Annotated in this window: 15 protein-coding genes; 6 read left to right on the top strand and 9 right to left on the bottom strand. The window is 36.8% G+C overall.

The window, feature by feature from the left end:
- Positions 1–11: 11 nt before the first annotated feature.
- Both ACOMA9_RS02490 and ACOMA9_RS02485 read right to left on the bottom strand, forming a co-directional pair.
- Positions 12–1,289 (bottom strand): pyrimidine-nucleoside phosphorylase, encoded by a 1,278-nt coding sequence (locus ACOMA9_RS02490; RefSeq protein WP_151380318.1) that lies wholly within the window; start codon positions 1,287–1,289, stop codon positions 12–14.
- Positions 1,286–1,879: a class I SAM-dependent methyltransferase gene (locus ACOMA9_RS02485; protein WP_049533157.1), complete on the bottom strand. Its 594-nt coding sequence runs from the start codon at positions 1,877–1,879 to the stop codon at positions 1,286–1,288. Before ACOMA9_RS02485 ends, ACOMA9_RS02490 begins: the two co-directional genes overlap by 4 nt.
- 95 nt (positions 1,880–1,974) lie before the next feature.
- Here ACOMA9_RS02485 and coaA point away from each other — a divergent pair, with 95 nt between their 5' ends.
- From coaA to ACOMA9_RS02470, 3 genes are all read left to right on the top strand, one after another.
- Entirely contained in the window at positions 1,975–2,895 is a 921-nt protein-coding gene (coaA, locus tag ACOMA9_RS02480; protein ID WP_049533158.1) for a type I pantothenate kinase, read from the top strand.
- Between the two features lie 53 nt (positions 2,896–2,948).
- On the top strand, positions 2,949–3,200 hold the full coding sequence (gene rpsT / locus ACOMA9_RS02475) for a 30S ribosomal protein S20 (RefSeq protein ID WP_020999623.1): 252 nt from the start codon (positions 2,949–2,951) through the stop codon (positions 3,198–3,200).
- 63 nt (positions 3,201–3,263) lie between these two features.
- Complete coding sequence (locus tag ACOMA9_RS02470; protein ID WP_151380321.1) at positions 3,264–3,773, top strand: DNA topology modulation protein; 510 nt, start codon at positions 3,264–3,266, stop codon at positions 3,771–3,773.
- Between the two features lie 49 nt (positions 3,774–3,822).
- On the opposite strand, the gene ACOMA9_RS02465 is transcribed toward ACOMA9_RS02470, so the two are convergent.
- On the bottom strand, positions 3,823–5,436 hold the full coding sequence (locus ACOMA9_RS02465; protein WP_421424555.1) for a M20/M25/M40 family metallo-hydrolase: 1,614 nt from the start codon (positions 5,434–5,436) through the stop codon (positions 3,823–3,825).
- 176 nt (positions 5,437–5,612) lie between these two features.
- Here ACOMA9_RS02465 and ACOMA9_RS02460 point away from each other — a divergent pair, with 176 nt between their 5' ends.
- Entirely contained in the window at positions 5,613–7,061 is a 1,449-nt protein-coding gene (locus ACOMA9_RS02460) for an alpha-amylase (RefSeq protein WP_151380323.1), read from the top strand.
- A 304-nt stretch (positions 7,062–7,365) separates the two neighbouring features.
- Here the strand turns inward: ACOMA9_RS02460 and ACOMA9_RS02455 are convergent, their stop codons facing one another.
- The 5 genes from ACOMA9_RS02455 to ACOMA9_RS02435 form a co-directional block, all read right to left on the bottom strand.
- Positions 7,366–8,712 carry a sensor histidine kinase gene (locus tag ACOMA9_RS02455; protein ID WP_151380324.1) on the bottom strand — a complete coding sequence of 449 codons (1,347 nt, stop codon included), beginning with the start codon at positions 8,710–8,712 and terminating at the stop codon, positions 7,366–7,368.
- Positions 8,702–9,376 carry a response regulator transcription factor gene (locus ACOMA9_RS02450; RefSeq protein ID WP_003024352.1) on the bottom strand — a complete coding sequence of 225 codons (675 nt, stop codon included), beginning with the start codon at positions 9,374–9,376 and terminating at the stop codon, positions 8,702–8,704. Before ACOMA9_RS02450 ends, ACOMA9_RS02455 begins: the two co-directional genes overlap by 11 nt.
- Positions 9,377–9,648: 272 nt before the next feature.
- Complete coding sequence (locus tag ACOMA9_RS02445) at positions 9,649–10,104, bottom strand: hypothetical protein (protein ID WP_151380325.1); 456 nt, start codon at positions 10,102–10,104, stop codon at positions 9,649–9,651.
- A 336-nt stretch (positions 10,105–10,440) separates the two neighbouring features.
- Positions 10,441–10,983: an alpha/beta hydrolase gene (locus ACOMA9_RS02440; RefSeq protein WP_421424551.1), complete on the bottom strand. Its 543-nt coding sequence runs from the start codon at positions 10,981–10,983 to the stop codon at positions 10,441–10,443.
- A 281-nt stretch (positions 10,984–11,264) separates the two neighbouring features.
- The gene (locus tag ACOMA9_RS02435; protein WP_421424550.1) at positions 11,265–12,200 is read right to left on the bottom strand and encodes an IS30 family transposase; all 936 of its coding nucleotides are present in this window, start codon (positions 12,198–12,200) and stop codon (positions 11,265–11,267) included.
- A gap of 505 nt (positions 12,201–12,705) precedes the next feature.
- Between ACOMA9_RS02435 and ACOMA9_RS02430 the strand changes: the two genes are divergently transcribed.
- Together ACOMA9_RS02430 and ACOMA9_RS02425 are read left to right on the top strand one after the other, a co-directional pair.
- Positions 12,706–12,954, top strand: a complete 249-nt coding sequence (locus ACOMA9_RS02430) for a type II toxin-antitoxin system RelB/DinJ family antitoxin (protein WP_003029583.1) — start codon at positions 12,706–12,708, stop codon at positions 12,952–12,954.
- On the top strand, positions 12,951–13,247 hold the full coding sequence (locus tag ACOMA9_RS02425) for a type II toxin-antitoxin system RelE family toxin (RefSeq protein WP_003024343.1): 297 nt from the start codon (positions 12,951–12,953) through the stop codon (positions 13,245–13,247). The genes ACOMA9_RS02430 and ACOMA9_RS02425 overlap by 4 nt, the downstream gene beginning before the upstream one ends.
- 107 nt (positions 13,248–13,354) lie before the next feature.
- Here the strand turns inward: ACOMA9_RS02425 and ACOMA9_RS02420 are convergent, their stop codons facing one another.
- Positions 13,355–14,203 (bottom strand): hypothetical protein, encoded by an 849-nt coding sequence (locus ACOMA9_RS02420; RefSeq protein ID WP_268733972.1) that lies wholly within the window; start codon positions 14,201–14,203, stop codon positions 13,355–13,357.
- Positions 14,204–14,205: the final 2 nt, after the last annotated feature.

Below are 14,205 nucleotides of genomic sequence, written 5' to 3'. Positions count from 1 at the left end.
TCTCCTGTAAGTTAAGCGATTACTTCAATAATCTCTTGAACTTTTTTCGGCTCATTACTTATTTTAACATTTTTTTTGAATTCTGTAACTAGTTCTTGTGAAATTTTTTCATTTGCATAAACTTTTGCGACAATTTCACCAATTTCTACTGATTCTCCGACTTTCTTTTCAAAAACAATTCCTGTTTCAAAGTCTAAGGCGTCCGTTTTCACAGCTCGGCCAGCACCCAGTCGCATAGCAAATAAACCAAATTCCATCGCTGGCAATTCAGAAATATAACCAGCTTCATCTGCAGTTACTTCTACAACGTATTTTGCTGAAGAAGGGCGGTACAAATCTTCTAAATCGCCACCTTGCGCTGCAACCATGGCTTCAAATTTTTGAAGAGCTGAACCATTAAATAGATGTTCTCGAACCTCGTCTACAGTTTTTTCGACATTTGCTAAGCCGAGCATGATTTGACCTAATTCACAAATAAATTCAGTCACATCTTCCCGACCTTTTCCTTGCAAAATATCCAAAGCTTCCAGAATTTCCAAACGATTACCAATACTGGTTCCTAAAGGTTGGCTCATATCGGTGATAACAGCAGTTGTTCTACGCCCAACTGCCTTTCCTAAATCAACCATAGTGCGAGCTAGAGCACACGCATCATCCAAATTCTTCATAAATGCGCCTCCACCAACTGTCACATCTAGTAAAATACTATCTGCACCAGCTGCGATTTTCTTACTCATAACAGAACTTGCGATTAAAGGAATAGTATCAACAGTCGCTGTCACATCACGCAAAGCATACAACAACTTGTCTGCCTTCACCAACTGATCAGACTGACCAATGACGGATAGTCCAATATCCTGTACTTGCTTAATAAATTCTTCTTGGCTGCGCTCAATTTGAAATCCTTTAATGGATTCTAATTTATCAAGCGTTCCCCCTGTGTGACCGAGTCCACGACCGCTCATTTTAGCAACAGGGATTCCAAAACTAGCTACCAAAGGCACCAGTACAAGCGTTACCTTGTCTCCTACGCCTCCGGTTGAATGCTTATCAACCTTAACGCCAGATATAGCTGACAAATCAATTTGCTGACCTGTCCCTACCATGGTCATGGTCAAATCAGATATTTCACGAGTGGTCATGCCTTTAAAATACACTGCCATTGCAAAAGCTGACATTTGATAATCTGGCACAGTTCCAGCAACATAACCTTCAATTAACCACTTGATTTCATCGCTGGTTAATTCTAAGCCGTCTCGCTTTTTCTGAATAACATCAACTGCTCTCATATTTCCTTCCTACTTCTAAGGATATAATATCCCTTATCTTTTTTTAGAATTTCGCAGTTTCCAAAAACTTCTTCCATCTTGGCTTTGGCACTTGGAGCACCTTGTTTTTTTTGAATAACAATGGTTAAATCCCCACCGTCTAGTAAGTGCGTATAACTTCCTGTAATCACCTCATGAACAATCTGTTTCCCAGCTCGAATCGGTGGATTGCTGATAATATGATGAAATCTCCCTTCTACATTTTGATAAATATTAGATTGAAAAATCGTAGCTAGAACTTGATTACGCTCGGCATTTTGACGCGCCAAATCAAGAGCACGCTGATTTATATCAACAAGCGTCGCTTCGACTTCTTTAGCTTTGACCAAAGTCAGTCCCAATGTTCCATAGCCACAACCAACATCTAATACGCTTTCTTGCTTATGAAAATCAAGACACTTTAAAAGAGCTTGACTGCCATAATCAATCATTTTCTTACTAAAGACTCCTGCATCAGTCAAGAAAGTCATCTTTTGACCCAGAAGCTGAACCTTCAATTCGTGAATATCATGCTCTGCATCTGGATTTTCTGCGAAATACATTTTAGTCATAAAACTATTTTAACATAAAGACCTTTTATTTGTAAACCGTTTACAATTTGTTTAAAATTATGATATACTAATGGTCATATTAATAGGAGTCCTCTATGAATAACGAATTTATCCATTTTGAAAAAATTAGTCGAAAAACTTGGCAAAATCTGCATCGTAAAACAACCCCGCCTTTGACGCAAAAAGAATTGAATTCTATCAAAAGTTTCAATGATAAGATTAGCCTTCAAGATGTAACAGACGTTTATCTCCCTTTAACCAATCTTATTCAGATTTACAAGCGTTCAAAAGAGGATTTGGCATTCTCAAAAGGGATTTTTTTACAGAAAGCAAGCAAGCGGCAACCGTTCATCATTGGTGTTTCTGGAAGTGTCGCTGTTGGAAAATCTACTACTAGTAGGCTGTTGCAAATACTTTTATCTCGGACATTTTCAAATGCAACTGTTGAATTGGTAACAACAGATGGATTTCTTTATCCTAATGCTCATTTGGAAGAGCAAAATCTCCTCAAGCGCAAAGGATTTCCAGAAAGTTATAACATGGAGTTGCTACTTGATTTCCTTGACAACATCAAAAATGGACAAGACTATCAGATTCCCGTTTATTCACATGAAATTTATGATATTGTTCCTGATAAAAAACAATCTGTTACAGCTACAGATTTTGTCATTGTTGAGGGTATCAACGTTTTCCAAAATCCACAAAATGAACGCCTCTATATGACGGATTTCTTTGATTTTTCGATTTACGTGGATGCAGAAGTTGAGAATATCGAAACTTGGTATCTGGACCGCTTTAAAAAATTGCTCACTTTAGCAAAAGAAGATCCAAATAACTATTATCATCCTTTCACTTCTCAGCCAGAAAGTAAAGTTATGGAATTCGCTCAAAATGTCTGGAAGTCGATTAACCTTGTGAATTTGCAAGATTATATCGAACCCACACGCAACCGAGCTGAAATTATTCTTCATAAAACAGAAAATCATGAGATTGATGAAATTTACTTAAAAAAATAAAAAAGCTTGTCAAATCTCAACTTTTCATATATAATTAGATAGTTAGTATATCATTGGAGGTGAAAACATTGGCAAATATTAAATCAGCTATCAAACGCGCTGAATTAAACGTTAAACAAAACGAAAAAAACTCAGCTCAAAAATCAGCTATGCGTTCTGCAATTAAAGCATTTGAAGCAAACCCTTCTGAAGAACTTTTCCGCGCTGCAAGCTCAGCTATCGATAAAGCAGAAACTAAAGGTTTGATTCACAAAAACAAAGCGAGCCGCGACAAAGCACGCCTTGCTAGCAAACTTGCAAAATAATCTGCATAACGTAAAAAGAGCTCAAAGGAGCTTTTTTTGTTGCATCGGTAAGAAAGGCTCTATATGAAAATCGCAATTATCGGCTACTCCGGCTCTGGAAAGTCTACACTTGCTAAATATTTAGCAAAACATTATGACATCTCACTGCTTCATTTAGACACGCTACAATTTCTACCCAATTGGGAAATGAGTGACCGCAACTGGATGCAAGAGCAAGTTAAGGATTTTTTAGAAGCCAGAAAAAGCTGGGTAATAGACGGAAACTACAGCTCCTGCTGCTATGAAGAGAGAATGGAGCAAGCAGACCAAATTATTTTTTTAAATTTCTCGCCTTGGGATTGTCTTTTACGGGCTGTAAAGCGTTATTCCAAGAACAGAGGTGAGGTCAGAGACAGCATGGCACAAGGCTGTCCTGAAAAATTTGACTGGGAATTTATCCGCTGGATCTTACATGACGGACGAACTGCTAACATTCGGAAACGATATAAGAAACTTCAAAAAATGTATCCCTACAAATTTATAGTTCTTCATAACCAAAAAGAACTAGATAACTTTTTAGAGCAATTTTCATAAAAGACAAGAGCTATATTCAATTCAGTTAAGAAGATAGCTCTTGTTTTTTTTATTTTTTAATACAGTCAATATGTTCTAGCAAATATAACAGAAATTGAGGAATCGTCTCCAACATATCCTTTTCATAGACGCGTTCCGTCAACTGATGTAAATCTTTTCCCCAGGGTCCTAGATTGATGCCAGGAACATTGATGTCCTGAATTTTCTCAAAATCAATCGAATATAAATGTTCAGGAACAGCCATACTCTCGATAATTTTCTGATACTCTTTAACAGATTTTTCTAAAGCACAGTAACTAATGTCACAGATTCCCATAAAAAATTCTTCGACTTTTAAACGACTAGCTCCTTGTTCAACCAAGTAATCCCTATAAAATGCAATGAGTTTTTCAATATCAACCACGCTATTTTTCAGATGCCGACAATTCATGGAAGGATAATAAGGTGGTGCGATAGCCAGCACAATAAATGCTTCCTTTTTATCATAGAAATCTAACACCTTTTGAACAGCTGCAATGGTTATTTCTTGATAGCTTGAGCCCGCTTGAAATGCTTTATAAGCAAATTGGTTTACCTTGTGCATAAATTCTTCAAATCCAGCCTTCTTTTGACATAACTGGATTAATTCTTCATAAGTCAATACACGAGGTTTTGTTACTTTTTTATCCTCTTTATAAATCACCTGCAAAGCCTGATAACGCTCATAAAATTCATCAACAGCTTCTTGACAAAGATGTTGAATCGTCGCCATCAGCTCTTTCGGACTTTTATCTAAATAAAGAACACTAAAATAACCTGCTGCTCTTAAAACCGTTGACACATCATAATTTTCCTTCAAATCACGCATATAAGACCACGAAGGCAAAGGAGCCTGCTCTCCATAAATCGAATCCGACAAGAGGGGATTAAGGTCAATTTTTTCCACTACTTTTGCGAGGAGTGAAACAGCATTGATACCCTTGAGAGGTTCTTTCATGTGGGATAGAATACCCTGCGTCACCACGACAGGCATCATTTTCCCAACTGTTCCAACATGCAATACTTTTTCTTGAGCTGAAGGACTTTCAAATGGTTCTGAATCAATCGCCAAAATATAATTCAGATGAAATTTCTTTTTCAGATTAGCAAGCAAACCTACAGCAGCACGCATTCCCTGAGAATAAGATTCCTCATCTCCAACTGATAAATAAAGAAGATTCACTTCTCCTTCTGCTTTGCTCGCATATTCTGCTACCACTCCCAATTGCAAAGCCAATGCAGCTTTCATATCACATGACCCACGGCCAAACTGCCATTCGTTAGCAGCTATATCGTCTAACACATCTTGACCCAGTGAAGCACTCGCTAAAGCCTTTTTCAAAGCAACATTATCAAAAGCAAATTCCTTTAAATTTCCAAAATCCTCAATATCCACCGTATCATGGTGGTGAAACAAAATTACTGTATCTGCACGATGACGTTTTACCAAAGCCCAATTAACATTACGCTGATAAATATCATCCGGAATCTGATAGGTGCCAAAGTAATCTGAATGCTCTTGAAAATACGGCAAACTGCCAATATATTGATTGAGAAAATTTTCAATATTTCTTTCTGAACTCGTATGCGTGAAACTCTCAATCGCCATGCTCTTGTCAAAAATATCTTGAATCCTATTTTTCATCAATGGCTCCTTCAACTTTTTATAAAAATAGCTCACTAGCCTTATTATATACCTCAACAATCATCGTTTCAATCTTTTTTTCATCCTTTGACTCTATAAAATTTACGCAAACGTTTGCGTTGTAAAGATTATTTTGCTAAAATAATAGCCAACAAGACAAGAAAGAGGTATCTCGTATGAAAAATCAAACATTAATGCAATATTTTGAATGGTATCTACCAAATGACGGGCAACATTGGAATCGTTTGGCTACAGACGCTCCACATCTAGCTTCTAAAGGCATTCGCAAGGTTTGGATGCCACCTGCTTTCAAAGCAACTAGTTCTAATGATGTCGGCTACGGCATTTATGACTTATTTGACTTGGGCGAATTTGACCAAAAAGGAACCGTTCGGACAAAGTATGGCTTTAAGAAAGACTATTTGAAGGCTATCTCAGCACTCAAAGAAAATGGGATTGAGCCCATTGCAGATATCGTTTTAAATCACAAGGCGGCAGCAGATTACAAAGAGAGATTTACTGTTATTGAAGTTGACCCAAATGATCGTACAGTCGCCCTCTCTGAACCTTTTGAAATAAAAGGCTGGACCAAGTTCACATTCCCTGGTCGCCATAAAAAATACAATGATTTTGAATGGCATTGGTACCACTTTACAGGAACGGATTATGACGCTAAGCGAAATAAATCAGGGATTTACCTCATTCAAGGGGACAACAAAGGTTGGGCTGATGATGACTTAGTAGACAATGAAAATGGAAATTTCGACTATCTCATGTACGCTGACCTTGATTTTAAGCACCCAGAAGTCATTCAAAACCTTTATGATTGGGCAGATTGGTTTATCGAAACGACCGGCATTCATGGCTTTAGATTGGACGCTATTAAGCATATTGACTCTTTCTTTATGGGAAATTTTATCCGCGACATTATGGCGAAGTATGGAGAAGATTTCTATGTCTTTGGAGAGTTTTGGAATGGTGATGAAACTGCAAATAACGATTATTTAGGAAGTATTGACTATCGTTTTGATCTCGTAGATGTCAAACTGCACCACAACTTATTTGATGCTAGCCGTGCTGGGGCGGACTATGATTTGCGAAATATTTTTGAACAAACGCTTGTCAAAAACCACCCTAAATCGGCTGTTACTTTTGTCGATAATCACGACACACAACGTGGACAAGCGCTAGAATCAACTGTTGAAGAATGGTTTAAACCTGTTGCTTATGCGCTTATCTTGCTTCGTGAAGCTGGGCTTCCTTGTGTGTTCTACGGAGATTACTATGGTATCAAGGGCGAGTTCGCTCAACAAAGTTTCCAAGAAGTCCTAGATAAACTGTTAGACATTCGGCTCAACTTAGCCTATGGTGAACAGACTGATTATTTTGATGACGAGCATTGTATCGCTTGGACTCGTTCAGGAAAAGACAACGGACAACCAATTGCTGTCATCATAAGTAACGACCAAGCAAATTCAAAACGCATGTATGTTGGTGAAAATTGGGCTGGTAAGGAGTTCAAAGATTACTTAGGAAACAGCTCTTCAATCGTGACAATCAAAAAAGACGGCTGGGCAGATTTCCCAGTTGCAGAAAAGTCAGTTAGTGTCTGGTCTGTGCAATAAAATAAAGAACACAGCAAGATTGAAACCAAAATTCGTTCTCTCTGTCGATTAGGGCGACAAAGCAAACCGAAAGTTGGGAGTCTTGTCCGCCGCTCAGCTGACGGTATAAACTAAAACTCAGGCAGTCAGTCAGCCCGGCTGACGAAAGCAACATTGGCATCCCAGCCTCAACCATTCAACTCTGCTTTTAAACAAGATAAAAACACGAACAATTCAAGATAGCCAACAACTAATCCTGACTTTGTTCGTGTTTTTCTCATCTTCCGAAACAACTTTCCCCCTATGGATACAAGTTATTCCTGACTTATTTTTTCTTTCTATTGTCCGTTCTAATGGCAATCTTCACCTCAAAAATGGTTCCTTTCGGCTTATTATCTTTCACAGTAATAGTTCCTTTAAGGGCTTCTGTGATTTGCTTTGCAAGCGACAATCCTAAACCAAAACCGCCTGTCTGCCGAGTCCGTGCTTTATCAACACGATAAAAACGATCAAAAATCTTTTTCTTATCTGCCGTACTAATCCCCGGACCATTATCTGCAACTTTCAAAAAAAGGGTCCGGTCATTCGCTGAAATCGTCAACTCAATTACACCGTCTTCATCTGTATATTTCAAGGCATTATCAAACAGAATTGTCATCAATTGCTTCAGCAAGGTCTTGTCTGTTTTAATCATGCGGTGAATCCTATTGTCAAATCGGAAAGTTTTCCCATTTTCTGCGGCAACCATCTCATAGTTGGTAAAGGTCGTATTAAAGAAATTTGGCTCGACATCGCCAATTTCTGGTTTAATCCCGTCATCGCGTCGTGCTAGATTGAGTAGATTTGTCGTCAACATTTTCATGTTTCGCACTTCATCCAAACTAGAAGCAATACTTTCGCTTGATTCCATAATGGTGGCTTCTGGTTTTCTAAACAAGGTTTCCAAGCGATTTTGCAAAACTGCTAGAGGCGTCCGCAACTCGTGACTAGCATTTTCAACAAAGTTCTTTTGCTTTTGAATACTCTCCAACAAAGGTTTTACGCTAACCCGAGCCAGATAGACACTTGCAATCAAAGAAATTCCCCAGAAACTAATCATCACAACTACAATCAGCTGCTCATGATTTTGACTGGTTTGTTCCAATTGGCTGATATTGATAAAGACAGCTGCGTATTTAACGTTCGTTTCCAAATTAGGCAATTTCACCTTAAATAAAATCGTCCGATAGGTTTCTTCACGCCCATAATTGCTTTTTACTTGAACTTGCCGAATGCGATCCAATTGCTTGCTATTAAAGGAAAGTTTGTTAAGTCCCAGAAAATTATTGCTAGTAATAATCGGCTTGTAATTCTTATCAAATAAGATAACTTCCGTATTGGCACTGACATTTGGTTTATCAGTAAGCTCTTTGTCACCCGTATCGGCTTTAGGATCTCCGTTGTCTGACTTCTGTTCCAGCCCCACTCTCCGAGCGAGCGCCAAATTGATGACAGAAGCGGAATCCTGACTGAGACTTTTCAAGTTATTATCGACCGTTGTATAAAGGCTTGAGCGCATCACCTGAATGATAATCAAAGTCATGGCTGAGAAAATGAGAGTAAAAATACCAAAATTGCGAATGAAATAAGAAAAATCATCCGCATACCATGTTTTTTTTAGTTTATTCAGCATCTTTTAAAATATATCCGACACTGCGAAGCGTTTGAAGATTGTTCGCAAAGGTCGTCCCTTTCAATTTTTTCCGGATTTTTGAAACATAGACTTCTACGACTGAAATCGTTGTATCACTATCAAATCCCCACAAGCGATCGAAAATCTGTGTCTTAGGCAAAATGACATTTTGATTTTGCAAGAAATACACCAGCAAGTCAAATTCTTTTCCGAGCAATTCTACTTCATTTCCGTCTACAAGTGTTGTGTTAGTTGATAAATTAACAGTGACATCACCATAAGAAAGGGTGTTTTCATTAAACTTACCAGAACGCTTCAACAGAGCTTGAATCCGCATTTTCAACTCTTCTAGATAAAATGGCTTGGTCAAATAATCATCAGCACCCAGCTCAAAACCATGTCCTTTGTCATTCAAACTTTCTTTTGCTGTCATGATTAGCACAGGAGTTGTGACACCTTTTTCACGCAATTCTTTCAACACTTGGAAGCCGTCTTTTTCTGGCAACATCAAATCAAGCAATATAAGGTCGTACACGCCACTCTCAGCCTCGTACAATCCTTCCTCACCGTCAAAAACTTGCATGACATCTGCAAAATCATCCAAAAAGTCAAATACTGAATTAGATAGACCGAGGTCGTCTTCCACTAATAGAATCTTAATCATACGCTTTTCCTTCTAAAATATAAGTCTGGAACAAAAGTTCCTAGTTTCAAAATTCGTTATGCACTAAACTAACGATGCAGTAGCAGATTGCTCAAAACAGCACTTTGAGGCTTGAGGGGATAAGATCACGAGCTAAACATTTTGAATGTTTAGTTCTGCCCACTCCTTTAATCGTGAACCAAGTACAAGTAAAGACTTCTTCTCACCTCACCTTTTTGAAAATCAATCTACTAACGTTTTGATTCTATTATATCATGACTTCCTCTGAAATATTAAGAATTTGTTGTATTTGAATCATTATTTTCTGTCGTGCTACTATTCTTATCTGATTTGGTTGAACCGTCAGCATTTGATGGAGCTTTTTTCTTTGAGTTATTACTGTTTCCTGAGCCATTTTGGCTATTACTATTGTCACTTTGGTTGCCATTTTGTTGGGGTGGCATTCCATTTGGACCACCTTGGTTATTTCCGTTTTGTTGTCCACCTGGAGGCATTCCTGGACCACCTTGATTTTGGTTCCCCCGTTGCTGGTTATTCTGTGCCTGAGTTGTTGTGCTTGTCTGTACTTTTGCCTGCTGATTGAGTGCATTTGTTGCTAAAGAGCCAATGCCTAGCCCACCGAGAAGACCAACAGCGAGTGATCCGCTCGCTACAACAGTCATCCACCATTTGGTACTTTTTTCAACCATGATCATCTTCTCTCTCTTCCTTGTGTTCTCTTGTTTCATTTTTATCAAATTCCTTCTTTCTATTTTTAAGCGATCAGAGATTGCATTCCAAAGAGTATTGCCACAATAACTCCTTTGATGCCAAAATTTATCAGACAAACAAATTTAACTTTGAGTTTTTCATCTCATCACGTCCTTTCTTTTGAATGGAACTATCATATCTACTTTTTCTTAAAAGTGACTGAATTTTTTCTTAAAAGAAACTAAAAATAAAGAGAGAAAATAGTAAAATGACACACAAAATATAAAAAAACTAAATCAGATTGTTCCAATTTAGTTTAGAAGATTATCTCATAAAACTTGTCCTAGAAAAGGCAAAGAGCATAGTCTCTTTTCTCAAAAGAGTGACCTAATTTCCATTTTATCTTCAAGTAATGCTGCTATTTCTTTCGGTTTTTCTATATACAATGAATGACTACAGCTAGTCATTTCTATGAGGTTTAGAAAGTTCGGGATGGTCTGTATAGCCCTCTTTTTCCAAATTGGCGTTTCCTTATTTATTTCTGGAATGAACAAAATTGCATTTTTATTTTTCAAAAAGGACAAATTTCTAAAAGCTTGCCGTCTTATTGTCAATAAATGAGTCATTAACTTTTTAGATAAGCTTAAATGCCAATGTTTTTGAACTTTATCAAAAACAAAACTTTCTTTTGCCGCCCTCTCCAAATTTTCTGACCATACAGCAGAGCTTTGTTTCTCAGTTATAACAGCTTTCTTTAGTTTCTCATAAATATTCGTTTGAAGATAATTCAGAGAATCTTCAATTTCTACATTCAAAGGGCAAATTTTATCCATATTAATGTATCCACCATCTAATAAGACGAGATGCGTAATTTTATCATAGACACTTGTTAGATAAACTGCTAAATCTGCTCCCAAAGAATGGGCTATTAACAAGAATATCGTCATCCATATCAACTTGTGCCATAAACCAATCTTTCAACGCCTGTAATGAAATCAGTTGCTCTTCCAACCTAGAATCATAAATATCTAGATAAGTAACTGGAAAAGACAGTGCATTAAAAAGGTCCTGGGGATAATAGCAATTGCAGCCTAGTCCTCCAATAAAATAAGCCTTCATATTCTTATCCTTTCAGTCAGATGTTTCCAAAACAAAGTTTACTTTTATATTTGATAAATTGCAAGAATAAGTGCAACATTTATTCGAACTCATCCTCTAGAGCTTCACAAGAAGTTCTGTAACCTAAACATTTTCGTGGTCGGTGATTGATATCATATAAAGCCTTGTTCAAATCTTCATCAGAGATAGTGGCTAAATCTGTTTTCTTTGGGAAATATTCTCTTAGTAAGCCATTTGCGTTTTCATTGCTTCCTCTCTGCCAGGATGAATAGGCATCCGCAAAGAAAAAGGAAATTCCTAAATTCTCTACCAGAGGATAGCAGGCAAACTCTTTTCCCCTGTCTGAAGTGAAGGTTTTAAGAGCCTCTTTTGGAAATAGCCTACAAAGTTGTTCGATGGCTGAAAACATGGCTTTGGCTGTTCTATCTGGTATCTTGAAAGCTAAGTAAAAACGAGTTTTTCGCTCTAGAAAGGTCGCTAAACACCCCTTGCTTTTGCCTCTGGAAGACACCACAGTATCAAGCTCCCAGTGCCCAAAAGTTTCACGATTACGGACCTCTTTAGGACGTTTGGAAATTGGCGTACCAATCCTAAATCTTCCACGTGTTTCTTTGGGTTGTCGAGTTTTTCCTTTACGACGAAGGACGCTCAAATCCAGATCAATCAAACCAGCATAAAGCCAGTTATAGATGGTTTTAAAAGCTACCATTGGCTTTTGTTCAAGCTGATAGCGGCCACAAATCTGTTCAGGCGACCAGGAGGATTTTAAACCGTTCTCAATTTCCTTTTTCAACTTTGGTGTCAAACAAGACTTCCGACCTTTTTGCTTAGCCCTGTGATCGTACTGTTCCTGTGCTGAGGTTGCGGAATAACCATTTTGGCATCGTCTTAACTCTCTTGAAATGGTAGACTTATGGACGCCAAGTTTACTTGCAATTTGGCAAGGTTTCAAACCTAATTCCAAGTAGGTTTCTATCTTTATTCGGTCAGTTATGGTAAGATGGTAGTAGCTCATAGTTTTTCCTCGGGTTCTGTTTGTGTGGTTACTTACAGTTTACACCAATGAAACACTATGAGTTTTTTTGTTGCACTATATTTTACAATTTATCATTTTATTGAGAATAACAAGCAAATATTGAACTCAAAAAACACAAAAGCCCTTCAACAATAAGGACTTTTGAGGACACATTATGTCCCCTGCCAGTAAAATTACGTTAAATTAAGTTAAAATAAAAAACAGAAATCGCATGAAATCAAGGTTTTATCACTTGCTTTAGAATATAAAAAAACAATTTTTTGAACAGATTTTGAACAAACTTTGTAAACTATCAATTCTCAACATGAGCAAGATTGCTTTTGCACTGAATCAAAAACTCACCATTAACATTGGCTAATATCAGCTTTTAGATGTCATATAAATAAACGCTATGAATAACACTTTAAGGAGTTCTTTTATATCAAATTGACAGATGAAGACATTGGGTGTATAATATACTTATGATATAAAAGGAGGTGCAAAAATGGCTCTCACAAAAAATAAGTCAAGATTAAATTTGAATATTGATTCCGACCTAAAAGAAAATGTAGGGAAAATTTTATCAGAAATGGGACTAGACTACACAACGGCTATCAATATCTATTTCAGAAAAATTTTAACCGAGCAAAAAATACCTTTTGAAATTAGTATTCGTAAAAATTTGACTGTTGATGAAATTTTTGGGAAAAATTGGAGAGACGGCTTAGATGAAATTGAGGACGATTGGGAATGACCTACCAAGTTGAATTAACTCCAGATGCTCAAAATGATTTAGCTAAATTAGATAATAGTCAAATCATTCATGTTAGAAAATCTTTACTCAAACTAGAACAAAATGGTCCTAAAGTCGGTGAAGCTCTCCACGGTAAGTTAGCAGGCTATCGCAAATTAAAACATAGAAAATTAGGTTTAAGAGTTATCTTTAGAGAAACAAGCAACGGAATTGAGATTATAGAGGTCATTGCGATTGGCAAACGGAGTGATTCTGAAATCTATAAGATTGCTGAAAAAAGAATTCTGCCTTAATTTATTTTTATTATACTATAAAAGCTCTAGTATTTTTAGATACCAGAGCTTTTATATTGACTTTTTCCCTCATGTGAAATAATTCTAAGTCAGTTTCATTTTACATACTATATCAATCTTGATTTAATACCTACCCCATTACGTCTAATATCTTCAAGGTTTCTATTGATTTTTGAAGATTCATTTCGAGCATTTTGCATGTCTTGCCGTAAGCGATTCGCAGATTCGCGAACCTCTGCCATTACTTGATCATAATTTTGATGCAATTGTTTCTCTAATTGTTTTTGCTGTTGTAACATTTGTTGTTGATGTTGTTCTGTACGCCATAGATTAGCTACTTCTTGAAAATTCATTGCACGGTAATCTTTCAAAAGAACAATCATTCCCGCAAAGTCTTCTAATTTGCAAAAATTATCAGGAATAAGAGAAATGAAATATGAGAAGGTTGGATCATTTTCTAAATCTTGTTTTTCTTGATTATACGATTGATACTGCGTTGTATTTGTTGCTTCAAGAGTTGCTTCTTCTGACACTTTCTCAGCTTGTTTACGTGTTAAACCATAATTAATTGTAATTTTTGGGAAAAAAAGAGATCGTTTTTCATGTTTAGTGATTTCACTTATCTTTTCATTCATCTTTTCAGTTAGAAACATGAATATTTTCGCAGTAACCTGCCCTATTACATATCCTATTGGGAGCTGTAGTATAGTAATAAAGAAATTGCTCTCTGAACTGGCAAAAAATGCTACAGCAAAAACAATTCCAATTATATTGGCTATTCTGTTCTTTTTTCTTTTAGTTGCTTGCTGTAGTCTTAGTTGACGGTTTGCTTTAATTGTATTTTGCATTTTATTGTTAAGAGTTACAATTTTATCCCCTTGTACATAAAGCAAAGTCAAAATATCAAGCAATTCTTCTCTATTAAAATCACTAACGGCTAACTTTTCTTCTGTCATAT

This window comes from Streptococcus atopicus (assembly GCF_049166725.1).
Classification (GTDB): Bacteria; Bacillota; Bacilli; order Lactobacillales; family Streptococcaceae; genus Streptococcus; species Streptococcus hominis.
Note: the sequence above shows the minus strand (reverse complement) of the source record. Positions and strands in the feature narration are given on the sequence as shown.